Below are 23,872 nucleotides of genomic sequence, written 5' to 3'. Positions count from 1 at the left end.
AATGTATATTATCTTCTCTTCACTGTCTAGTAAAAGGAGGTAGCAATTGGCTTGAAACTTCTCCAAATCCAATTCTTACTTCGGCATTTTCACAGAAACCGCGAATGATTACAGTATCATTGTCTTCAATAAATTTACGTTCGCTACCATCTTTTAACTTCAACGGATTTTTTCCGCCCCAAGTCAACTCTAGCATAGAGCCAAAACTATCAGGTGTTGGACCAGAGATTGTTCCAGAACCCATCATATCGCCAGAATTTACACGACATCCGTTTGATGTATGATGTGTTAATTGCTGAGCCATAGACCAGTACATATATTTGAAGTTAGATTTTGAGATCACAGTTTCTTCCTGATCTTCTGGTTTTAAAGAAACTTCTAAATGAATATCAAAAGCTTTTTTACCTTTTGTCTGTAAATAAGGAAGTGGCGACGGATCTTGTTTAGGTCCTTTAGTTCTAAAAGGTTCTAGAGCATCCATAGTTACAATCCAAGGCGAAATTGAAGTGGCAAAGTTTTTAGCTAAGAATGGTCCAAGAGGCACGTATTCCCATTTCTGAATGTCACGAGCACTCCAGTCATTTAGTAAAACCATCCCGAAAATATAATCTTCAGCTTCATAAGTTGAAATATTTTCGCCCATTACATTTACGTCTGTTGTAATAAAAGCTGTTTCCAATTCAAAATCCACTAAACGCGAAGCGCCAAAAACAGGCGTGTCGTGTCCGGCAGGTAAAGTTTGTCCCATTGGTCTATGAACTGGAATTCCAGAAGGAACAATTGTAGAGCTTCTTCCGTGATATCCAACTGGAATATGAAGCCAGTTTGGCAACAAGGCATTTTCAGGGTCACGGAACATTTTTCCTACGTTTGTAGCATGTTCTCTACTAGAATAAAAATCTGTATAATCACCAATTAAAACAGGAAGCTGCATCTCTACATCTTCAATTTTAAATATAACAATATCGCGATGTTTTGTTGTATCTCTTAATTGTGGGTTAGTTTCGTCGAATATCTCTGCGATACGATTTCGAACCAAACGCCATGTTTTTTTTCCGTCAGAAATAAAATCATTTAGTGTGTCCTGCATAAACATATCATCGGTCAATTCTATTCCCTCAAAATAGTTTAATTGCTGTAAAGCCCCTAAATCTATGGCATAATCGCCAATTCTTGTTCCTACTGTAACGACATTTTCTTTGGTAAGAAACACGCCAAAAGGAATATTCTGAATAGGGAAGTCGCTATTTTCTGGTACTTCTAACCATGATTTTCTACTGGTATCGTTAGCGGTTATAGGCATGTTTAATGTTAATTGTTTTGTTGAAAAATTGTATGTCAAATATATCATAATCTAGCAGTTTGACAAACGTTTTTTTGTATTTTTGCGTGAAATTAACGAAAAACAAAAAAATGCAACGCGACGAACAAATTTTTGATCTTATCCAAGAGGAGAAAGAAAGACAAATTCACGGATTAGAGCTTATTGCTTCAGAGAATTTTGTAAGTGATGAAGTAATGGCAGCAGCAGGGTCTGTTTTAACTAATAAATATGCAGAGGGTTATCCTGGCAAAAGATACTACGGCGGTTGTGAAGTAGTTGACGTTATTGAGCAGATTGCGATTGACAGAGCTAAAGAATTATTTGGCGCTGAATATGCAAACGTGCAGCCTCACTCAGGTTCTCAGGCAAATACAGCTGTTTATCACGCTTGTTTGAATCCTGGCGATACTATCTTAGGTTTTGACTTATCTCATGGTGGTCACTTAACTCACGGTTCTCCAGTAAACTTCTCAGGACGTTTGTACCGTCCAGTTTTCTACGGTGTAGATGCTGAAACTGGCCGTTTAGATTATGATAAAATTCAAGAAATTGCAACTAAAGAACAGCCAAAATTAATCATCGCAGGAGCTTCAGCTTATTCTCGTGATATGGATTTTGCTCGTTTCAGACAAATTGCAGACAGCGTAGGAGCGATCTTATTTGCTGACATTTCTCACCCAGCTGGTCTTATCGCAAAAGGATTATTAAACGATCCAATTCCTCACTGCCATATTGTTTCTACAACAACGCATAAAACATTAAGAGGACCACGTGGAGGTCTTATTTTAATGGGGAAAGATTTCCCAAATCCACAAGGATTAACAACTCCAAAAGGAGAAATCAGAATGATGTCTTCATTATTAGATTTAGCTGTTTTCCCAGGAAATCAAGGCGGACCTTTAATGCATATTATCGCTGCTAAAGCGGTTGCTTTTGGTGAAGCGCTTAAAGATGAGTTCTTTACTTATGCAATGCAATTGCAAAAAAATGCAAATGCAATGGCTGATGCTTTCGTAAAAAGAGGTTACAACATTATCTCTGGCGGAACAGATAACCACATGATGCTTATTGACTTAAGAAATAAAAATATTTCGGGTAAAGAAGCTGAAAATGCATTAGTAAAAGCTGAAATTACAGTAAACAAAAACATGGTTCCTTTTGACGATAAATCTCCATTTATCACTTCTGGAATTCGTGTTGGAACAGCTGCAATCACAACTCGTGGTTTAGTTGAAAAAGATATGGAAACTATTGTTGAGCTTATAGATAAAGTTTTATCTAACCATACAGATGAAAACGTAATCGAAGAAGTTGCTGAACAAGTAAACGAAATGATGAGCGAAAGACCAATTTTTGCTTATTAATTAGTTTAAAGTTTAAAGTTTAAAGTTTAAGGTTTCAAGTTTAAAGTTTTGTAATGCGGAAACAAACGTATTACAAGACTTTAAACTTTTTTAGCTTTAGGAATAACTTGAAACAAGATAAACCTGAAACAAAACAAACAAAATTTAAGTTATGGGCGTATTAAGATTACAATTGCCAACCGACCCAAGATGGGTAAATATTGTTGAGAAAAACATCGAAGAAATCTTAACAGATCATGCTTGGTGCGAGCAAAAAGCTGCAACAAATGCAATTACAATTATTACAAATAATTCTGAGCATCAAGATCTAGTAAAAGATTTATTGGCTTTAGCCAAAGAAGAAATCGATCATTTTGAGCAAGTTCACAACATCATCATCAAAAGAGGATTAAAACTAGGACGCGAACGTAAAGACGATTACGTAAACGAACTATACCAATACATGAAAAGAAGCGGAGACGGAAGTCGTGTTTCGGGACTTGTTGAAAGACTTCTTTTTTCTGCAATGATCGAAGCTAGAAGTTGCGAACGTTTTAAAGTGCTTTCTGAAAACATTAAAGATGAAGAATTAGCTCTTTTCTACAGAGAATTAATGGAAAGCGAAGCCGGACATTACACTACTTTCATTACGTACGCACGTAAATACGGAATCGGAATCGACGTTGAAAAACGCTGGAGAGAATGGTTAGCCTTTGAAGAATCTATCATTACCAATTACGGAAAAGGAGAGACAATTCACGGGTAAGTTTTTTGTTTCATGTTTCAAGTTTGTAACGTTGAGTAAAACTTTGTGAACCTCCGTGAAAACTTTTGCGAATCTTTGTGAAATTTCAAAATAAAAAAATCAGTTTTTATCCGCGATTTCGCGAAAGCGAATCCGTGCCATCAGTGTTCAAATTTTAAGTTTGAAGTTTCAAATTAGTCACAATGAGTAATTGTTCAAAAGTTCAAGTTTTTGTTAATCTAATAATCTGAAATCTAAAATCAGAAATTCTTACATTTGAGAGTAACCAAAATCTCGAACTATGAGAATAGAAATGGACCTGAAATTAGGATTTAAAGACGTAATGTTTAGACCTAAAAGATCAACGCTTAAAAGCAGATCTGAAGTTTCCTTAGAACAAAATTTCAAATTTTTGCACAGTTCTTCAACTTGGACCGGAATTCCAATTATGGCGGCCAATATGGATACTGTCGGAACTTTTGAAATGGCAAAGGTTTTAGCAAAAGAAAAGCTTTTCACGGCCATTCATAAACATTACACTTTAGAAGAGTGGAATTCGTTTCTAAAAAATGCAGCTCCTGATATTTACGATTACATTGCAGTTAGCACTGGAACAGGAAAAGAAGATTTTGAGAAGATTGAGAAAATAATTACTGCAAATCCGTTACTGAAATTTATTTGCATTGATGTGGCAAACGGCTACTCGGAACATTTTGTTCAGTTTTTGAAGAAAACCCGTCAACAATATCCAGATAAAATCATCATTGCAGGAAACGTCGTTACAGGAGAAATGACAGAAGAACTGTTGCTTGCTGGCGCAGATATTGTAAAAGTCGGAATTGGCCCAGGTTCTGTTTGCACCACTCGTGTAAAGACAGGCGTTGGTTATCCGCAACTTTCAGCTATCATTGAATGTGCTGATGCTGCCCACGGACTAGGCGGACACATTATAAGCGACGGCGGTTGTACAACTCCAGGTGATGTTGCCAAAGCTTTTGGTGCTGCAGCCGATTTTGTAATGCTTGGCGGAATGCTGGCAGGGCATACGGAAAGCGGGGGAGAACTAATAGAAGTAAATGGAGAGAAATTCAAACAATTTTACGGAATGAGTTCGAAAACCGCAATGGACAAACATGCTGGCGGCGTTGCAGAATACAGAGCTAGTGAAGGAAAAACAGTTCAAGTTCCGTTTAAAGGAGATGCTATCCATACCGTTTTGGATATTTTAGGCGGAATAAGAAGCACTTGCACTTACGTCGGAGCTTCAAGATTAAAAGAGTTAACTAAACGAACCACTTTCATCCGCGTAAGCGAACAGGAAAATCAAGTTTTTAAAAAATAATATGATTCAAATTACAGAAGCGTCAATTAATGATATTGCCAAAATTCAAGAGATTGCACATATAACTTGGCCCATAACGTATGGCGAAATTCTAACTGCAGAACAATTAGAATATATGTTGGATATGATATATTCTGATGAAGCGCTTTCAAAACAAATTCAGAATAAAGAGCAGTTGTTTTATTTAATTTCAGATACTGATTCTATAATTGGTTTTATCGGAATTGAACACAATTACAAAAACGAAGCAATTACTAAAATTCATAAAATTTACCTTCTGCCAGAAACGCAAGGAAAAGGTTTTGGTAAAATTGTTTTTGATGAAATTGGTAAAATGGCTTTAGAAAACAACTCCAAAAACCTCTTGTTAAACGTAAACCGTTTTAATACCGCTTTGAATTTCTATAAAAAACTGGGTTTCGAAATTAAAGAAACGGTTGATATAGAAATTGGAAATGGTTATTTGATGGAAGATTATGTGATGTGGAAGGAGATTTAATTTAAAAAGCACGAATGATATTGAACGCGGATGAAACGGATTTGCTTTGCAAAAACGCTGATAAAAACTGATTTTCATAAAATGTAAAATCCGCTTAAATCAGTGTCTTCGCGATAGCGAATCCGTTTCATCCGCGTTCTATTTATTAGAAATTATGTTACAATCACATCATGCGTAAACAGCAATCCTTTCACTTCATTCAAAGAAAAAACAGCTTTCTTTAATTTTGTTTTTGATGGATCGATGGTATAATTGTAACTCGTTTTAAAATCGGCTTTATTGGCGATGGCTTTGTTGAATTCAGCACGGTATAAATCGCAATTGTAGAAAACGGCGTTAGTCAAATCTGCTGCCATAAAATCGACAGCGATTAAACTGCAGTTGGTAAAAAACGTTCCTTTTAATTTTAGCGTATAAAATTTCGAAAAGTCTAAAATGCAGTCGTTAAATTCGATTTCAAATATCAATTTGTCGCACATCGCGAAGTTCACATCTTTAATTTCGCATCGGTTAAATTTCGCAGTTCTAAAGGCGACATAATTGATTTTTGCTTCGGTAAAAATACAATCATTAAAAACGCAATCGATAAAAGTAACGGCAAGAAAAGTGCAAGCAGAGAAATTGCAATTATTAAAAACGCAACATTCGAAGTCCTTAAAATTAAGATCATCTTTGGCGTAAATAATTGTATTGTATTCTTTATCAAGAAAATATTCGCTTTCTTTTTTCAACTCTTGTTTGCTAATTATTTGAGGTTGAAAAGGTACTAATTTGCTGTAGAATTTTCGATGAAAATCGCAATCATTTTGAAATTATTAACGACTTTAGAATAAAAATACTGTAGCTTTACACTTAATTTTTAAGCTAAAATTTATCAATTTCACAATATGGAATCAACAAGAAAAGAACATGATTTTCTAGGAGAATTAGAAATCCCAAATCATTTATACTACGGAATCCAAACCTTTAGAGCGGTAGAAAATTTTAATATTACTGGTATTCCAATTTCAAAAGAGCCTTTATTTATCAAGGCTTTAGGATATGTGAAAAAAGCTGCGGCATTGGCAAATAAAGATTGTGGCGCTATCGATGCTAAAATTGCAGAAGCGATTTGCTACGGAAGCGATCAGGTCATTGCAGGTAAATTTGATCAGGAATTTGTAAGCGATTTGATTCAGGGCGGGGCAGGGACTTCTGTAAACATGAACGCCAACGAAGTTATTGCCAATATCGGATTGGAATATTTAGGCCATAAAAAAGGAGAATACAATTTTCTTCATCCAAATAATCACGTAAACTGTTCGCAGTCTACAAACGATGCTTATCCTTCAGCTTTTAGAATTGCTTTGTATTTAAAAATGGAAAGCTTTATTAAAACTTTTGCAGGTCTTGAAGTTGCTTTTGCTAAAAAAGGTGAAGAATTTAAAGATGTTTTAAAAATGGGAAGAACGCAGTTGCAAGATGCTGTTCCTATGACTTTAGGGCAAGAGTTTAGAGCTTATGCAACTACAATTGGCGAAGATATTCAGCGTTTAAAAAATGCTCAGGAATTATTGTTGGAAATCAATATGGGCGCAACAGCAATTGGAACAAAGGTCAATGCTCCAGAAGGTTATCCAGAAATCTGCGTAAAATACTTGGCAGATGAGGTTGGAATTCCGTTAACGCTTTCGCCAGATTTAATTGAAGCAACAGTAGATACAGGAGCTTACGTGCAGATTATGGGAACTTTAAAACGTTCTGCGGTTAAAATTTCTAAAATCTGCAACGATTTACGTTTATTGAGTTCAGGACCAAGAACAGGTTTAAACGAAATCAATCTGCCTCCGCGTCAGCCGGGATCTTCTATTATGCCAGGAAAAGTAAATCCGGTGATTCCAGAAGTGGTAAATCAGACTTGTTTTTATGTAATCGGTCAGGATTTGACGGTTACAATGGCTGCAGAAGCGGGACAATTGCAATTGAATGTAATGGAACCCGTTATTGCTTTTGCGATGTTTACTTCGTTAGATTATCTTTCAAATGCCATTCAGACCTTAATTGATAAATGCATTAACGGAATCACAGCAAACGTTGACCATTGCTATAATATGGTGATGAATAGTATCGGAATCGTGACGCAATTGAACCCGATTATTGGTTACGAAGAAAGCGCAAGTGTTGCTGGAGAAGCGTTAAAAACAAACAAAAGCGTGCATCAGATTGCTGTTTTAGAACGAAAGCTCATCACACAGGAAAAATGGGATGAAATTTATTCTTTAGAAAACCTGATTCATCCGAAGTTTATCACGAAATAATTTTTAAATAATATAGTCCAAAGCCGTCAGATTTTTTTTGACGGTTTTTTTTGTTAAAATATTTTAAAATTATTTGGTTTTGGTGTTTAAGATGTTGAAAATAAGACTTATATTTACAATGAGATTGATTCTTATTTCTAAAACAAAACTTTGTAAATGGTGGTTTTTTTTCAAAATAATGCCGTTCAGTACAAGTCTAAAATCTTAGGATTATTATTTCTTATTTCTTTCCATTTATTTGCTCAAGAGGAAATTAAAAATCCTGAAATCGAAACCCCAGAAATCTGTCCTCCAAAAACGGTTTTTGACCTTTTTAAAAAAGAAGACGATGCATTGGTAGTTAAACCCACAAAAAACAATTTCTTTTTATTAATTCCGGCAATTGGCTCACAGCCAGCAACAGGTTTCTTTTTTGGTGCCGTGGCGCAATATACCTTTAAAGGAAAAGAAGCAAAAGACAAATATTCTATTGCCAACGTTGGGATTACCTATACCGTAAAAAATCAATGGCTGGTTAATATTAAAAACAATATTCTGCTGAATAATAATAAAATCTTTTTAAGCGGAGATTACAGATTGTATTTGTTTTCGCAGCCCAATTATGGTTTGGGAACCGATATTATTCCGCCAAAACGAGATCGCCCGCCTGGTTTTAGTGTTGATTCTCTTGCTCAGCCTATGGATTACAACTATTTGAAATTTCATCAAACCATTTCTTTTGAGGTTAAAGAAAACTATTATATTGGAGGCGGAATAAATATTGACTGGTACTCAAGCATACAAGATGAAAAATTAGATATTGCAAACGGACAATATACCTATCATTACAATTACAGCCAGAAATACGGGTTTGACAATTACGAATATTTCTTAAACGGTGTAAGTTTGAATTTGGTTCATGATTCGCGCGATAATCAGGTAAATGCTTCAAAAGGCTGGTTTGCCAATATCAATTATCGTTTTAATCCTGTACTCTTTAATAATCAAGAATATAGTCATGTTCTATTTACAGAATATCGCCATTTTATTCCTGTTTCTCACAAGAATCCACATTATATTTTAGCATTTTGGACTTACGGACAATTTGTAACCAAAGGAAAAGTGCCTTACTTAAATCTTCCTGCAATTGGTTGGGATCAGCGTAGCAGGAGTGGAGAAGGGTACACGCAAGGATTATTTAGAGGAAATGGCTTGGTTTATTTATCTACAGAATTTCGTTTTCCTATCACTTGTAATCAATTGCTGAGCGGCACCGTCTTTACCAATTTTGTAACCGCCAGTAATTCTGATAATGATTTAAAATTATTCAAATCGATACAGCCTGCAGCGGGAATTGGTTTAAGACTTTTAATTGATAAAGCATCCAAAACTAATCTGATCCTTGATTATTCTTGGGGTAACAACTCTAAAGGATTCTATTTGAACGCTGGAGAGACTTTCTAACTTTTAAGATTTATACCATAAAGGCATTCATCAAAAGTGAATGCTTTTTTTGATGCTTTTAGAAACCATTGTTCATAATTAAATCATAATTTATAATAGTTATGAATAATATTTTTGAACTCAATCCTTATTTTTGTTGATATACAAACTTCTTAAGATGAAATTACTTATAGTTGAAGACGAACCAAATCTATTATCGATATTAAGAAAAGGATTTGCAGAAAATAATAATGAAGTAAGCGTTGCCATGGACGGTAAAACGGCTATGGAGATGATTCATAATTATACTTTCGATGTAGTAATTTTGGATGTTATGCTTCCTGATATTAACGGAATCGAAATTTGCAGAAGACTTCGTGCAGCGAAAAACTTTGTGCCTATTTTGCTTTTGACGGCTTTAGGAACTTCAGAAAATATTGTAACGGGATTGAATGCTGGTGCAGACGATTATTTGGTAAAGCCTTTTAAATTTGGCGAATTAGATGCTAGAATAAATGCGCTATACAGAAGATCACAGCAGGAAACCGAAAAAATAGATACCATCACAGTTGCTGATTTAGAAATAAACGGACGCGCCAAAACCGTTAAAAGAAACGGAGAAAACATCATTTTAACGGCCAAAGAATTCAAGCTTTTGTATTATTTGGCAAAAAATACAGGAAGAATCGTTTCTCGCGACCAAATTTTGGATAATGTTTGGGATATTAATTTTGATATGAATACCAACGTTGTCGATGTATATATTACGTATTTGAGAAGAAAGATAGACAAGCCTTACTCGACCAAACTTATTCATACTATGAAAGGCTTGGGGTATGTTATAAAACCATAATATGGATATTAGAAAAAAAATTACTTTCAATTACGTTGCCCTTTCTACTTTTAGCACTTCACTATTGTGCATCATTGTGTTTTTCTTGTTTAGAGAAAACAATCGATACCACTTTTTGAAGCGACTTGACGATAGAGCAAAAATTGTTTCTTCTATTCATTTTCAAAAAGATCCAGAAAAGATCAAATATTATCAGAACCTGAAAAAGAACGGTCTTGAAGAATTGATAGAGGAAGAAGAATACGTATTAAAAATCAACAGCCACAATAGTTTTGATTATAATACCAATTTAAATCTTCCAAACTCTTTTTACACCAATATTTTAAGTACAGGAAAAGATTCTTACGAAAGAGATAATAAATATTATTTAGGACAGGTTTTTCAAGAAAATAACCAGAGATATATTGTAATTGTTGGCGCACGAGATCGTAAAGGGAAAGACACAACCGTTTATATTGTCAAGATTATGCTTTTTGGCGGAATCGGTTTTGTGATTTTGGCTTTCCTTTTAGGACGTTTTTTAGCCAAACGTGTTATCGATCCTGTGGCAAGAATTACAAAAGAAGTAAAAAGAATTAGCGCTTCTAACTTGCACAATCGTCTTCCTGAAGTTAAAAATTCTGATGAAATTTCAGATCTAACGAATACTTTTAATAATATGCTGGACCGTTTGGAAACTTCTTTCGAAATCCAAGCTAACTTTATTAATAATGCTTCTCACGAATTAAAAACGCCAATAACCACTATTATTGCCGAAGCAGAAATTATGCTGCTCAAAGAAAGAGAACAGCAAGAATATATAGAGTCTCTGCAAAACATTTACAGCCAAGCTTCGAAATTAGGCAACTTGACTGAAAGTTTGCTGAAACTGACCCAAACAGGTTACGACGGACAAAAGCAAGTGTCTGACGTTGCCCGAATGGACGAATTGTTGTTGGATGTAAAATCTGATTTGGATAAAATTTATCCAGATAATCGCGTAAGCATTAAACTCAATTTTGCCCCAGAAGATTCTAATTTGTTGCTATTGCCATGCAATAAACCGCTTTTAGAATTGGCCATCAATAATATTATTACCAACGGAGTAAAATATTCTGATAATAATGAAGTGTTTGTAAATCTTTCTGCCAATAAAGAAATGATCAAAATCACGATCAACGATATCGGAATCGGAATTCCGCCAGAAGATATTCCGCATTTATATGAGCCTTTCTTTAGGGGTAAAATTGCCGCCAAGTATATTGGGTATGGTTTAGGGCTTCCCTTAGCTTCTAAAATTATAAGAATGCACGATGGCGAACTTCAAGTGCAATCGGAACAGAATAAAGGAACAATTGTTACGATTATCTTTAAAAAAGGCAACATTAAAAAATCTAATGTTTAATTTTAGAAAATTCTAATTTTAAATTAATAAAGGTCTAATTTCCTGAGAGTTATTTTGTAAGTATAAACTAAAAGAGATGCTTATGAAAAATTTTCTTATACCTACGACTTTAAAAGATGATACCATTTCGGCTGTTAAATCTGCGGTGAATCAGTCCAAAAATACGGAATCAGAAATTATTTTAATATTAGTTTCAGAAGCACCAGATACGTTTTCTTCTTCTGGTTTTTTAAGGGAAATGAAATCTGGACTTACCAGAAGTCAGGAAGAAGTTTTAGAAACCTGCCGTTATATTGTTGAGCACACTTCAAACATCAAACTAAAAGTCCATAACCAATACGGACTTTCAGCCCCAATTTTTAAAAGACTAATCGAGGTCTTTTCTGTAAAATTGATCATTCTTACCCATTCTTATAAACAAGAAACCAAAAGAATCCACCAATATTTGGTGCAATTGGCAGGAAATCAGAAATGCCCAATTCTGCATTTAAGCACAGAAATTAATAAAGAAGTTTTTCATAAAGCACTTTATGTAGAAAATTCTAGTGTAAACATTCCTATAAAAGATGTTCAGGATTTCTTGAGTGCCAATTTCTCTTTCGAAATTGTAAGCCAAACGGCCAGTTTTGAAGACAATTACGAAAAAGTCGCTCCATTTTTATCAGAAGCCATTTCTAAGCATAATATAGATATGCTCGTAGAAACTCGAAAAGGCGAAAAAATCAAATTTAAAAAATCAAAAAAAGAAAATGTCAATGAAAAACTGGGACTTCCTGTTCTTTCATTGTACGAAGAGATGGTTTGAGAATAAGGTTCTGAGATTCTGAGGTTCTAAGGTACTAAGTTTTTAATTTTTAGCCTTAGAATCTCAGAGCCTTAGTCCCTTAGAACCTAACAAATATTAACTTAATTAAATCCGAAAATATGTTATTAAAGAAAAGAATACCAATGAAGTACGTTCTCGGGAAAATTAAAGTAGAAATTGCTTTAGTATTGGCTTATACCATACTATTTGAAATTTTCCATTATTATTTTATCAATCTTCCTGTAGATATCCCGATTGCCATTCCGACCATGATCGGAACCATTATTTCGCTATTATTGGCTTTTAAGTCCAATCAGGCTTACGACAGATGGTGGGAAGCGCGAATTGTTTGGGGCGCTGTTGTAAACGATTCTAGAACCTTAATTCGTCAGGTTTTAACGTTTTACGAAGATCCAGATTATTCGGTTGAAGCAAGTGAATTCAAAGAGAATTTTGCTAAAAGGCAAATTGCTTGGTGTTATAGTTTAGGAGAATCGCTTAGAAACAGAAACGCCATAAAACCGCTTGAAGGATTATTGAATGAAGAAGAAATCAAATACATCAAGAATCATCAAAACGTTCCGAATGCAATTTTAATGTTGCATGCTAGAGATTTGCGAAACGCTAAAAACGAAAAAAAACTTAACGTTTATCAGCAAGTTGAAATCGATAATACGCTGTCAAGATTATGTGATGAAATGGGTAAATGTGAAAGAATTAAAAATACCATTTTCCCAACAACATATAGCATGTACATTCGATTAACACTGTGTTTGTTTATTCTGTTATTGCCTTTCGGATTAACAAGCGTGTTGAGCTGGTTTGCTATTCCGCTAATTACGGCAATCGGAGCGGCTTTCTTTTTGATCGAAAGAATGGCGATTCATTTGCAAGACCCGTTTGAAAACAGACCAACAGATACACCTGTTACTGCAATAGCCAATACAATTGAAAAAAATATCAAGCAAATGCTGAACGAATATCAAAGCGAATTTGATATTCTAAAAGAATTTGACTTAAAAGACGAACCTAAGAAACTCGAAAAGGAATCTTATTTTGTCTTATAACTATTTAATTTTGGTCTTCTTTTAATTGTTGGTTGGACAGTGAGTAGTTGCGCTGTCCAACTTTTTTTGTTATTGCGAGGAACGAAGCAATACCGCTAACAAATAATATGTAAAGTTTGATTTAGCAAATGAGATTGTTTCGTTCCTCTCAATGAAAAATTTGTTCTTACAGTTGATGAGCCAATCTCCCCAATGTCTGAATTGCAGTTCTCAATTCATTAGACCACGGCAATCCAAAACTCAAACGCATACAGTTTGAAAATTGATTTTGAAACGAAAAAATCCTTCCAGGAGCAATGCTAATATTATGTTTAAGCGCCAAATGATAAAAAGCAGCCGTGTCGATTTTTTTATCTAACTCGACCCAAAGAAAAAATCCTCCCTGTGGCTGGCTGACTTTGGTTCCAGCAGGAAAAGATTCTAAAACGGTATTGATGTAATTGGTGCAGTTTCGATTCAAAATCTGGCGAATCTTTCTCAGATGATTTTCATAACGGCCATTTTTCAAGAAATCTCCAACTACTTCGTGCGTTATTGTAGTATTGGAAATCGTATGATATAATTTAGTTCTCAAGACCTCTTTCTTAAATTTTCCTGGCGAAACCCAGCCTACGCGATAACCAGGAGCCAATGTTTTAGAAGCCGAACTGCAACACAAAACAATGCCACTTTCGTCATAGGTTTTGCAATTGGTTGGTCGGCTTGTGCCAAAATATAAATCGCCATGGATATCGTCTTCTATTAACGGAACATTATAAAAATCCATTAAGCGAACGATTTCTTTTTTGTGTTCGTTAGGCAGCATACTTCCAGACGGATTGCTAAAATTACTCATCAAAACGCAAGCTTTTACTTTATTGCTTGCAAGTGTTTTTTTTACGGCTTCGAGTTCGATTCCTGTTGTCATATTGGTTGGAAGTTCCATTACATACAAACCTAAAGATCGCGCCAGTTGCAAAATACCAAAGTAAACCGGACTTTCTGTAATAATAGTGTCTCCCGGTTTGGTCAGTGCAAGCAAACAATTTGAAATAGCCGAAATACAGCCAGGAGTAGTTATAATATCTTCTTCGGTCAATGCGCCGCCCCAAGTAAAAGACCAGCGCGCAATTTCTTTTCTTAAATTGCTATTTCCTTCAATATCCTCATAACTTGTTCCGCTGTTGGGTAATTGGCGCATGGCTTGAACCATTCCTTTATTCAGTTTCGCAATCGGAAGCAGTTCATTAGACGGAAAACCAAGAGAAAGCATCGTAATATCCTTTTTACGCATATCTCCATAAACCAGATCTACTAAATCTTCACGCTCAATGTTTTCAAGGCTTAGTCGCGGTTTGCTTGCTGAAGGTTCGGCAATTGCGCGAGCAGAAATATTACTCACATAATAACCGGATTGCGGTCTTGATTCAATTAGCGAACGGCTTTCTACTTCATAGTACGCCTTGCTTACCGTACTCATGCTATAACCTGTTTCGGCGCATACTTCACGTATAGAAGGCAGTTTGTCGCCCACATTTAAAACGCCCGATTTAATCTGTTTTTCGATTCTATCAGCAAATTGAAGATATAAGTAATTGGAATTTTTCATTGGAAAATAAAAACTGTTATGCTGCAATTTACAAAAACTGTATCTGTATTGCTGTTTTATTTTTAAGAAATTTGCTCATCAATAACAAAATAATCCAAAAGCAATTTTTTGTGAAAACAACAAAGTATTATATAGCGGCGATTTCAGCCTTTATTACATGGGGACTTTTCAGCTTGGTTCTAAAGCCAATACACGAGTATCCGTCACTGGATATTTTGTTTTTCCGCGTTTTCAGCTGTGGGATTTTAATGCTCTTAATTGCTTTTTTATTCAAAAGAAAACAAATAAGAGAAACCATTCAGATTTTTAAAGCTTTGCCAAAATCAGAAAAAAGAAAATCTATTCTTCTTAATATTGGCGGAAGCGTCTTTTTGATGGCCAACTGGTTTACATTCATTTATGTAGTAAATCATGTAAGCGTAAAAGCAGCTTCTTTGGCCTATTTGGTTTGTCCAATTTTAACCACTTTATTGGCTTATTTTATATTGAAAGAAAAATTGCTAAAAACACAATGGCTTTCTGTTGGGTTAAGTATTTCAGGATGTCTATTGCTTTCGTATACCGATATAATAGACATGTTTTTCAGTATCTTCATTGGTTTAACTTACGCGGCTTATTTAGTAAGCCAGCGTGCCAACCAAAGATTTGACAAGTTTATTGTTTTGACGTTTCATATAACCTTGTCGGCATTGTTTTTATTACCTTTTTATCCGGTTTTTGGGGGACCGGTTCCAACGGAATTTAAGTTTTATTTCTGCATTGAAACCATTGCAATTATATTTACGATAATTCCGTTATTTCTCAATTTATATGCTCTTTCAGGAATCAATTCTTCTACGGTTGGAATGTTATTAAACATCAATCCGATGATTACGTTTGGGTTGGCGGCTTTTTTCTTCAAAGAAAACATTACGCCTTTACAGATTACGGCATACGGCATAATTTTTACCGCAGTGTTAGTTTTTAATTCACATCATATTTTTGCCATAAAGCAAAAAATGACCTCAATATCCAAGGGTTCTTAATTCGTAGTTTTCATATTTTTTATTGGTTTAAAATCGAAAATTATAAGAACCTTAACAGGATGTTTAAACAGGAATGAGTATTTTTCATTTCTGTTTTTTTATGCAATAAAGCGAAAAAAGAATAGCCACAGATTATATAGATTAAAAAGATTTTTCCGCCACGACCCGAGCGATAGCGAATAGGCGAAGGAATTCACGAATTATTTTAAAATTTAAATTGAAAAAATTCGTGAATTCGTGGCTAATCTTAAGACAAAGAAAGTAATCCTTTTAATCTGTGTAATCTATGGCAATAAAAAAAACTAAATCCAAACCGAATACTATTGATATGAAAAATACCAAGCTTCAAGCCTTTACTCCGTTGTTTTATTTAGTGTGGTCAGATGATTTATTGACACAGAAAGAGTTTACCACTTTAAAAGAGTTTATAAATTCTCTAAATGTTTTATCTGAAGAAGAAAAGCAGTATTTGCTTTCTAAAGTGGATATTTCAAATCCGCCTTCGCGAAATGAACTCACACAATGGAAATTGGATATTGAAAAAAGTATTCAAGACAAATCTTCGATCAAGTCGATTTTTGATATTGCAAAAGCGCTTTCAGGAACCGATTTGGACTTAACGCCAATCGAATCTGATTTTATAAAACTCGAAAATGATCTTGGAATTTTAGGAGAGGAAGCACTTCAAAACTTCAAAACAAAAGCGGGTTCTTTTACTGCCGATTCTCATACCAATGCAAGTTTTGATATCCAGAAAATCACTCAAATTTTAGACGGAAAAGAAGCAGCTATAATCCAAAGAGTAAAATCGGTGATTTCGAGACCTGAATTTGCTTACGAAACTTCGACTGATATCAATGTTTTCAGACAAACCGTTTATAAATGGTGTAAAATTCTGGCCGATGAAAATCTAGGAAGTATGGCTTATCCGAAAGAATATGGCGGAGGAGGAAATATCGAAGATTATTTTGCTATTATGGAAACGCTAAGTTACCACGATTTGAGTTTGGTAATTAAATTTGGAGTTCAGTTTGGTCTTTGGGGAATGAGCGTTCAATCTTTGGGAACAGAAAAGCATTATGCTAAGTATTTAAAAGATATTGGTTCGCTGAAACTTCCTGGCTGTTTTGCAATGACCGAAACGCATCACGGATCGAACGTAAAAGGTCTGGAAACTACAGCAACGTACAATCATAACGATCAGACTTTTACTATTCATACGCCCAATAAAAATGCGCAGAAAGAATATATCGGAAATGCCGCTGTTCACGGACAAATGGCAACGGTTTTTGCAAAATTAATTATCGATGATCATGATTATGGCGTAAATGCCTTTGTCGTTCCGCTTCGAGATCCAAACGGAAATGTGGTAAACGGAGTGACAATTGGCGATTGCGGCCATAAAATGGGATTAAATGGGGTAGATAACGGAACAATTAGTTTTGATAATGTGGTGATTCCAAAAGAGAATATGCTAGATCGTTTTGCTTCTGTAAATGATAAAGGAGAATTTGAAAGTCCGATTCCGAGTGACAACAGACGATTTTTTACCATGTTAGGCACTTTGGTTGGAGGGAGAATCGGAATTCCGCGTTCGGCTTTAGCAGCGGCAAAATCTGGCCTTACAATTGCCATTCGCTACAGCGACCAAAGAAGACAATTTGGACCAGAAGGCGGTTCTGAAGTTCCGATTTTAAACTACAGAATGCATCAGCGTAGATTGTTGCCGCATTTGGCTAAAACGTATGCTGTTCATTTTGCACTTCAATATTTAACCAATAGATTTTTAAACAGAACCGAAGCCGAAATGCAGGAAATCGAAGCTTTGGCAGCCGGAATGAAGTCATATTCTACTTGGAGCACCAGAGATATTCTGCAAGAATGCAGAGAAGCGTGTGGAGGAAAAGGCTATTTGTCTGAAAACAGAATCGATGCGCTTAAAAACGACACTGAAATTTATACCACTTTTGAAGGAGACAATACGGTCTTAATGCAATTGGTGGCTAAAAACCGTTTAGCAGAATTCAGGAAATCATTTGGAGAAATGGGTTCGTTGGGCATTATTAATTATGTGTATGAAAATGCCAAAACGGCGATTGCGGAGAAAAATCCAATTGCAACCAGAAGAACAGAAGACGAACATTTGCTAGACGGAGAATTTCATCATCAGGCATTCGTACACAGAGAAAAAACAATTTTGGCTTCTGCAGCACGACGTATCAAAAAATTAATAGATGGCGGATTAGAGCCTTATGATGCATTTAATGTGGTTCAGCATCAAATGATTGATGTAGCACAGGCTTACTTAGAAAGAATCATTTTAGAGCAGTTTCAAATTGCAATAAAGGCGGTTGAAGACGAATCATCAAAAGCTATTTTGACGAAATTGAATCAATTGTATGCGCTTTCGCAAATTGAAAAAAACAAAGCTTGGTATTTGGAAGATGGCTACATGGAAGCAGTTAAAACCAAAGCGATACGTAAAATGGTAAATCAGCTTTGCTGGGACATTCGACCAGATGCAGTAGCCTTGGTAAATGCATTCAATATTCCTGAAAGCTGTTTATCAGCACCAATTGCAGTTTAGTTTTTTACCTATAAGTGATATAAGAATTGTAAGCAACTTTGTCAAAGTTTTAAACTTTGACAAAGTTTTTTTATATCTTAGGCATTAATGGTATAAAAATGATTATGCCTTAAATGGTTTTAAATCATTGTTTTATTGACATAATTCGATTTTTCAAATTCTTGAATGTTAATCGAAATTACTGGAACATCCGGAAGTAAAGCGTTTATTTTTGTAACAATTACTTTTGATAGATTGCCCTTTTGTTCGTCGTTTCTGCCTTCCATGATGTAACTGAAAACATGAATAAAATCATCCAACGTATTTCCGTTATTGTAATAAGTAAAAGGATTGATACGTACTTTGATTTCAGAAGCGACAAAAAGATTAGTCGATAGGGCAGCATCAAAAACTTCCTGCATGATTACATCTGCAGATTCTTTACGTATTACATTTTCAGAACAGTCAATTATAAAGTGTGGCATAATTTTTAAGTTTTAGAGGAGATTTTATTGTAACAAAATTATAAAAAAGGATACTTGTAATATGATTAGAATAGCACTTTATTATATTTGTATATCTTATTTATTTTTTTGTTAGTTTGAAAAATCTATTTCTCTCTTTTTTTATAGTTCTTATCAGCTTTCCACTTTTTGCATCGGAGAGTACAGATGTTATTTTAAAAGTACTAAACGAAGCGATCAAAAACAAACAGCATTACGTTAAGATTAAAGAAGAACGAATTCTGAATTTCAAGAAAATAAAATCAGATAATCTTACCAAAGAGCAGGAGTACAATTACAATAAAACATTGTATTTTGAATATCAGAAACTAAACTCAGACTCCGCGATTCAATATGTGCAAAAGAATATTAAAATTGCCGAAGAGATTCAAAATAAAGAACTTCTCCATTTGGCCCAATTACAATTGGTTACGCTTTATTCCTCTTCAGGAAAATACCGAGAGTCTGAAGCAATTTTAAAAAGCATTAATAAAAAAAGTTTAGCTCCTTCGCTGCTTCCTAATTATTACATTTCGTATCGCGAGTTTTTTGAGCACTATGCGGCCAATAGCTATAGTCCTGAATATAGAAACCAGATTGGGAGATATCGAGATTCATTATTAAGTATTCTAAACCCGAATACGTTAGAATATCAAATAAATAGAATCCAGCAAGATATTTTTATCCATAAAAAATACAATGATCCCAAAAAGCAGTTATTAGTTTTATTGAATAAAACAAAAGAGGAAAATCCGCAATATGCGATGATTACCTATCTGTTGGGAAAAATAGGGGAAGCTACACATGACTTAGAAGCCAGAAAAAAATACTACGCGCTTTCTGCCACTTCAGATATTAAAAATGCCAACAAAGACAATGCTTCATTGCAAGAATTGGCTTTGGTTTTTTACGAAATCGGAGATGTCGATATGGCTTACAAGCTCACTCAATCGGCTATTGAAGATGCATTGTATTGCAATGTTCAGTTTAGAACTTTACTAATGTCTGAAGTATATTCGATTATCAATACCGTTTATTTAGAACGTGAAGCAGAACGAAAAAGCGAATTGCAGATTTATCTGCTTTGCATTAGTCTGCTTTCTCTGTTTTTACTCGTTGCCATTATTTACGTGTACAAACAGATGAAAAAGGTTTCACGAATAAGAAGCGAACTTTACGAAACGAGTCAGAAACTGGCGGAGTTAAACAAAGACATTACCGAAACCAACAATCAGCTGCAAGAAAGTAACCTGCAATTGTCTGAATCTAATTTGGTTAAAGAAGAATATATTGCACATTTCTTCAATCTTTGTTCGACTTATATCAATAAGCTCGAAAATTACCGCATTATCCTAAACAAGAAAGCAACTGCAAAACAATTCGACGAAATTTATAAAATATTAAAATCAACTACCTTGGTTGATAACGAATTAGAAGAATTGTACAAGAACTTCGATATTATCTTTTTAAACCTATATCCAACATTCGTCAAAGATTTTAATGCTTTATTAATTCCAGAAGAGCAAATCGTTTTAAAACAAAATGAATTGCTAAATACAGAACTTCGAATTTTTGCTTTAATCAGACTTGGAATTACAGACAGTGTAAAAATAGCGGCATTTTTGCGTTATTCTTTAAGCACAATTTACAACTATCGCACAAGAGCCCGAAATAAAGCTGCCGTTTCGCGAAATGATTTCGAAGAAATGGTCATGAAAATCGGTTCAATGGCTTTGAAAGCATAAATATTTATTTTAAAACTACTACTTTTTTTGAGGTAGTTTTTGTTTTAAATATTTGTAAATCAATATTTTAATTTTTTAAACCACTACTTTTTTCTATCTAAAAATGTAACGTGAACGATAACGTTTTAGTTTTACAATATGATAAAAAAGTTTTTATATAAACTTCAAACTATTATCTAACCTAATGCTTTAATTATTACTGTTATGTTAAAAAACGTTAAAACAATTGTTGTTTTACTTTTACTAAGTTCGTTGGGAGCAAATGCCCAGAACAAGGTTCCGGTTTATCTCGATGACAAAAAACCGATTGAAGAGCGCGTAGAAGATGCGCTGAAAAGAATGACTGCCGATGAGAAAATCGCTATGATTCACGCGCAGTCTAAATTTAGTTCTCCAGGTGTAAAACGTCTTGGAATTCCAGAAAACTGGATGACCGATGGACCGCACGGAATTCGTACAGAGGTAAAGTGGGACGAATGGGATCAGGCAGGATGGACAAACGATTCTTGTATTGCTTTCCCGGCGCTTACAGCACTTTCATCTACATGGAACAAAGAATTGGCTTCTTTATATGGTAAATCTATTGGAGAAGAAGCACGCTACCGTAACAAAAACGTATTATTAGGCCCAGGTGTAAATATTTACAGAAGCCCGTTAAACGGCCGTAACTTCGAGTATATGGGAGAAGATCCGTTTTTGGCTGCTAAAATGGTTGTTCCTTATATTAAAGGTGTTCAGTCCAACGGAGTTGCTGCCTGCGTAAAACACTTTGCTTTAAATAATCAAGAAACAAACCGTAACTCGGTAAACGTAATTGTTGAAGATCGTGCTTTATACGAAATTTATCTTCCTGCTTTTAAAGCTGCAGTTCAAGAAGGTGACGTTTGGTCTATTATGGGATCTTATAACAAATATAAAGGGCAACAATGCTGTCACAACGAATATTTATTGAATGACATTCTTCGCGGAGAATGGGGGTTCAAAGGAGTTGTAGTTTCAGATTGGGGTGGAGTTAACGATACGAAGCAAGCGATTCACAATGGTTTGGATATGGAATTTGGTTCTTGGACAAACGGTCTTTCTTGGGGAACAAGTAATGCTTATGACAACTATTATTTAGCAAAACCATATTCAGAAATGATTAAAAAAGGTGAAGTTGGGACTAAAGAATTAGACGAAAAAGTACGTCGTATTCTACGTTTATCTTTCCTTACAACAATGGATAGAAATCGCCCTTTTGGATCTTTCGGAACAGAGGAGCATGCTTTAGCAGGCCGCAAAATTGCTGAGGAAGGAATTGTTTTATTGCAAAACAACAATAATATTTTGCCAATCAATCTTTCTAAAACTAAAAAGATTGCTGTAATTGGAGAAAATGCGATCAAAATGATGACTGTTGGTGGAGGAAGTTCTTCGCTTAAAGCAAGATACGAAATCACACCGCTTGAAGGTTTAAAGAAAAGAATCGGAAATCAAGCTGAAATTGTTTACGCTAGAGGTTATGTAGGAGATCCTACAAGCAACTATAATGGAGTTGTGGCTAAAGTAAGTTTAGAAGAAAAACGTCCTCAGGCAGAATTAACGGCAGAAGCTTTAAAAATTGCCAAAGATGCGGATATCGTTCTTTTCATTGGAGGATTAAACAAAAGTCCAAACCAAGATGACGAAGGGCACGATCGTAAAGAATTAAGCTTGCCTTATGGTCAGGATAAATTAATCAGCGAATTAGCGAAAGTAAATAAAAACATTGTTTTCGTAAATATTTCTGGAAATGCGGTTGCAATGCCTTGGATTAAAGAAGTTCCAGGAGTTATTCAAGGATGGTTTTTAGGAACTGAAGCAGGAAATGCTTTAGCCAATGTTTTGGTTGGAGATGTGAATCCGTCAGGAAAATTATCTTTTACTTTCCCAGTAAAATTAGCAGATAACGGAGCTCATGCTTTAGGCGAATTTCCAGGTGGAAATGACGTTAAATACAACGAAGGAATTTTTGTAGGATACCGTTGGGTTGACAAAAATAAAATCAAACCATTGTTTCCATTTGGACACGGTTTAAGCTACACGACTTTTGCTTACGGAAAAGTTACGGCTGATAAAAAACAAATGAACGCAGGAGATAAAATTACATTCTCTGTTAATGTAAAAAATACGGGAAGCAGAGAAGGATCTGAAGTTGTTCAATTGTACATCACAGACGTAAAATCTTCTTTGGTTCGTCCAGTAAAAGAATTAAAAGGGTTCGAAAAAGTAGCTCTTAAAGCAGGAGAAGAAAAAACAGTAACGTTTACAGTTGATAAATCGGCTTTAAGTTTCTTCGACGATAAAAAACATGACTGGGTTGCAGAACCTGGTGATTTTGAAGCAATCATTGGCGCTTCATCTGCAGATATAAAATCTAAAGTGAATTTCTTACTTAAATAAGTTTTTTATTTCTAAAAATTGGTTGGTTTGTAAAGCTGCAAGTGTAAAAATTTGCAGCTTTGCTTTTGGCTAAAAATTACCAGTAAACATATATTAATTTTACCATCAAGACATTAAGAAACATAAAGAATGCTTTTTAAAGATTAATTAACCATTAAAACATTAAGAAGCATAAAGAATAGCTTTATTTTCTTAATATTTAAGCACTAAGATTAGATTCATTAAGTCAGACTTAATTTTCTTAATATCTTAATGGTTCAAAAAAGAAACAACATGAAAAAAATTACACTTGCAATAGCGGCTTTATTTTTTGCACAACATATTGCAGCGCAGAGCTTGAATAAAATGCAATGGTTTAACGAACCTGAAAAATGGGAGATTAAAAACAATGCGCTAATTATGAATGTTACCGCAAACAGCGATTATTGGAGAATCTCACATTACGGATTCACGGTTGATGATGCGCCTTTTTATTACACCACTTACGGAGGTGAGTTTGAAGCAAAAGTAAAATTGACAGGAAACTATATTGCCCGTTTTGACCAAATGGGATTAATGATTCGTATTGACGAGAAAAATTACATCAAAACAGGAGTAGAATTTGTTGACGGAAAGTTTAATATCAGTACCGTTGTTACCCACGATAAAAGCGATTGGAGCGTAACTACTTTAGAAAAAGTGCCTCCTTTTATTTGGATTAAAGCGGTGCGACGATTAGATGCCGTTGAAATATTTTATTCTTTTGATGATAAAAACTATATCCTAACCAGAAATGCGCCTTTGCAAGACAACACGCCTGTTATGGTTGGTCTGATGGCTGCTTCTCCAGACGGAAAAGGCTTTGAAGCCAAATTCGAAAATTTCTCTGTAAAACATTTGCCAGATCAAAGAAGATTGGAATGGCTTAAAAATCACCAATAATTAAATTTCAATTCAAAAAAAT

The 23,872-nt window shown here is 34.8% G+C and carries 19 protein-coding genes; 15 read left to right on the top strand and 4 right to left on the bottom strand.

Annotated features, from left to right (window positions below; genetic code table 11):
- Positions 1-19 precede the first annotated feature (19 nt).
- Positions 20-1,303, bottom strand: coding sequence for a fumarylacetoacetase (gene fahA / locus J7574_RS13375; RefSeq protein ID WP_290971146.1), 1,284 nt, complete (start codon positions 1,301-1,303; stop codon positions 20-22).
- A gap of 110 nt (positions 1,304-1,413) precedes the next feature.
- Between fahA and glyA the strand changes: the two genes are divergently transcribed.
- From glyA to J7574_RS13355, 4 genes are all read left to right on the top strand, one after another.
- A complete protein-coding gene (gene glyA, locus J7574_RS13370; protein WP_290969100.1) occupies positions 1,414-2,688 on the top strand; it encodes a serine hydroxymethyltransferase in 1,275 nt (424 codons plus the stop codon).
- A gap of 151 nt (positions 2,689-2,839) precedes the next feature.
- Positions 2,840-3,433: a tRNA-(ms[2]io[6]A)-hydroxylase gene (locus J7574_RS13365; protein ID WP_290969097.1), complete on the top strand. Its 594-nt coding sequence runs from the start codon at positions 2,840-2,842 to the stop codon at positions 3,431-3,433.
- Positions 3,434-3,713: 280 nt separating this feature from the next.
- Positions 3,714-4,754, top strand: a complete 1,041-nt coding sequence (locus J7574_RS13360) for a GMP reductase (RefSeq protein ID WP_290969094.1) — start codon at positions 3,714-3,716, stop codon at positions 4,752-4,754.
- Position 4,755: 1 nt separating this feature from the next.
- The gene (locus J7574_RS13355; RefSeq protein ID WP_290969091.1) at positions 4,756-5,253 is read left to right on the top strand and encodes a GNAT family N-acetyltransferase; all 498 of its coding nucleotides are present in this window, start codon (positions 4,756-4,758) and stop codon (positions 5,251-5,253) included.
- Positions 5,254-5,405: 152 nt separating this feature from the next.
- Here the strand turns inward: J7574_RS13355 and J7574_RS13350 are convergent, their stop codons facing one another.
- Positions 5,406-5,984: a pentapeptide repeat-containing protein gene (locus J7574_RS13350; protein ID WP_290969088.1), complete on the bottom strand. Its 579-nt coding sequence runs from the start codon at positions 5,982-5,984 to the stop codon at positions 5,406-5,408.
- Positions 5,985-6,140: 156 nt separating this feature from the next.
- Here J7574_RS13350 and aspA point away from each other — a divergent pair, with 156 nt between their 5' ends.
- From aspA to J7574_RS13320, 6 genes are all read left to right on the top strand, one after another.
- Positions 6,141-7,550 carry an aspartate ammonia-lyase gene (gene aspA / locus J7574_RS13345; protein WP_290969085.1) on the top strand — a complete coding sequence of 470 codons (1,410 nt, stop codon included), beginning with the start codon at positions 6,141-6,143 and terminating at the stop codon, positions 7,548-7,550.
- 156 nt (positions 7,551-7,706) lie between these two features.
- Complete coding sequence (locus J7574_RS13340) at positions 7,707-8,993, top strand: BamA/TamA family outer membrane protein (protein ID WP_290969082.1); 1,287 nt, start codon at positions 7,707-7,709, stop codon at positions 8,991-8,993.
- 157 nt (positions 8,994-9,150) lie between these two features.
- Positions 9,151-9,825, top strand: a complete 675-nt coding sequence (locus J7574_RS13335; protein ID WP_290969080.1) for a response regulator transcription factor — start codon at positions 9,151-9,153, stop codon at positions 9,823-9,825.
- 1 nt (position 9,826) lies between these two features.
- A complete protein-coding gene (locus J7574_RS13330; RefSeq protein ID WP_290969077.1) occupies positions 9,827-11,209 on the top strand; it encodes a HAMP domain-containing sensor histidine kinase in 1,383 nt (460 codons plus the stop codon).
- Between the two features lie 82 nt (positions 11,210-11,291).
- On the top strand, positions 11,292-12,014 hold the full coding sequence (locus J7574_RS13325; RefSeq protein ID WP_290969075.1) for a hypothetical protein: 723 nt from the start codon (positions 11,292-11,294) through the stop codon (positions 12,012-12,014).
- Positions 12,015-12,133: 119 nt separating this feature from the next.
- On the top strand, positions 12,134-13,081 hold the full coding sequence (locus J7574_RS13320; RefSeq protein WP_367272605.1) for a bestrophin family protein: 948 nt from the start codon (positions 12,134-12,136) through the stop codon (positions 13,079-13,081).
- Between the two features lie 166 nt (positions 13,082-13,247).
- Here J7574_RS13320 and J7574_RS13315 read toward each other — a convergent pair whose 3' ends face one another.
- Entirely contained in the window at positions 13,248-14,669 is a 1,422-nt protein-coding gene (locus J7574_RS13315; protein ID WP_290969070.1) for a PLP-dependent aminotransferase family protein, read from the bottom strand.
- A 110-nt stretch (positions 14,670-14,779) separates the two neighbouring features.
- Here J7574_RS13315 and J7574_RS13310 point away from each other — a divergent pair, with 110 nt between their 5' ends.
- Together J7574_RS13310 and J7574_RS13305 are read left to right on the top strand one after the other, a co-directional pair.
- Entirely contained in the window at positions 14,780-15,694 is a 915-nt protein-coding gene (locus J7574_RS13310; RefSeq protein WP_290969067.1) for an EamA family transporter, read from the top strand.
- A gap of 328 nt (positions 15,695-16,022) precedes the next feature.
- Positions 16,023-18,281 (top strand): acyl-CoA dehydrogenase, encoded by a 2,259-nt coding sequence (locus tag J7574_RS13305; protein ID WP_290969065.1) that lies wholly within the window; start codon positions 16,023-16,025, stop codon positions 18,279-18,281.
- Between the two features lie 119 nt (positions 18,282-18,400).
- Here the strand turns inward: J7574_RS13305 and J7574_RS13300 are convergent, their stop codons facing one another.
- Positions 18,401-18,745, bottom strand: a complete 345-nt coding sequence (locus tag J7574_RS13300; RefSeq protein ID WP_290969062.1) for a 5-carboxymethyl-2-hydroxymuconate Delta-isomerase — start codon at positions 18,743-18,745, stop codon at positions 18,401-18,403.
- A 116-nt stretch (positions 18,746-18,861) separates the two neighbouring features.
- Between J7574_RS13300 and J7574_RS13295 the strand changes: the two genes are divergently transcribed.
- From J7574_RS13295 to J7574_RS13285, 3 genes are all read left to right on the top strand, one after another.
- Positions 18,862-20,508, top strand: a complete 1,647-nt coding sequence (locus J7574_RS13295) for a DUF6377 domain-containing protein (RefSeq protein ID WP_290969059.1) — start codon at positions 18,862-18,864, stop codon at positions 20,506-20,508.
- A gap of 204 nt (positions 20,509-20,712) precedes the next feature.
- Positions 20,713-22,929, top strand: a complete 2,217-nt coding sequence (locus J7574_RS13290) for a glycoside hydrolase family 3 C-terminal domain-containing protein (RefSeq protein WP_290969057.1) — start codon at positions 20,713-20,715, stop codon at positions 22,927-22,929.
- A gap of 273 nt (positions 22,930-23,202) precedes the next feature.
- Complete coding sequence (locus tag J7574_RS13285) at positions 23,203-23,850, top strand: DUF1349 domain-containing protein (protein ID WP_290969055.1); 648 nt, start codon at positions 23,203-23,205, stop codon at positions 23,848-23,850.
- Positions 23,851-23,872: the final 22 nt, after the last annotated feature.

Source organism: Flavobacterium sp., from assembly GCF_017744675.1.
In the GTDB taxonomy this organism is placed as follows: Bacteria; Bacteroidota; Bacteroidia; order Flavobacteriales; family Flavobacteriaceae; genus Flavobacterium.
The sequence above is the reverse complement of the archived record's forward strand: the minus strand, read 5'-3'. Positions and strand labels throughout refer to the sequence as shown.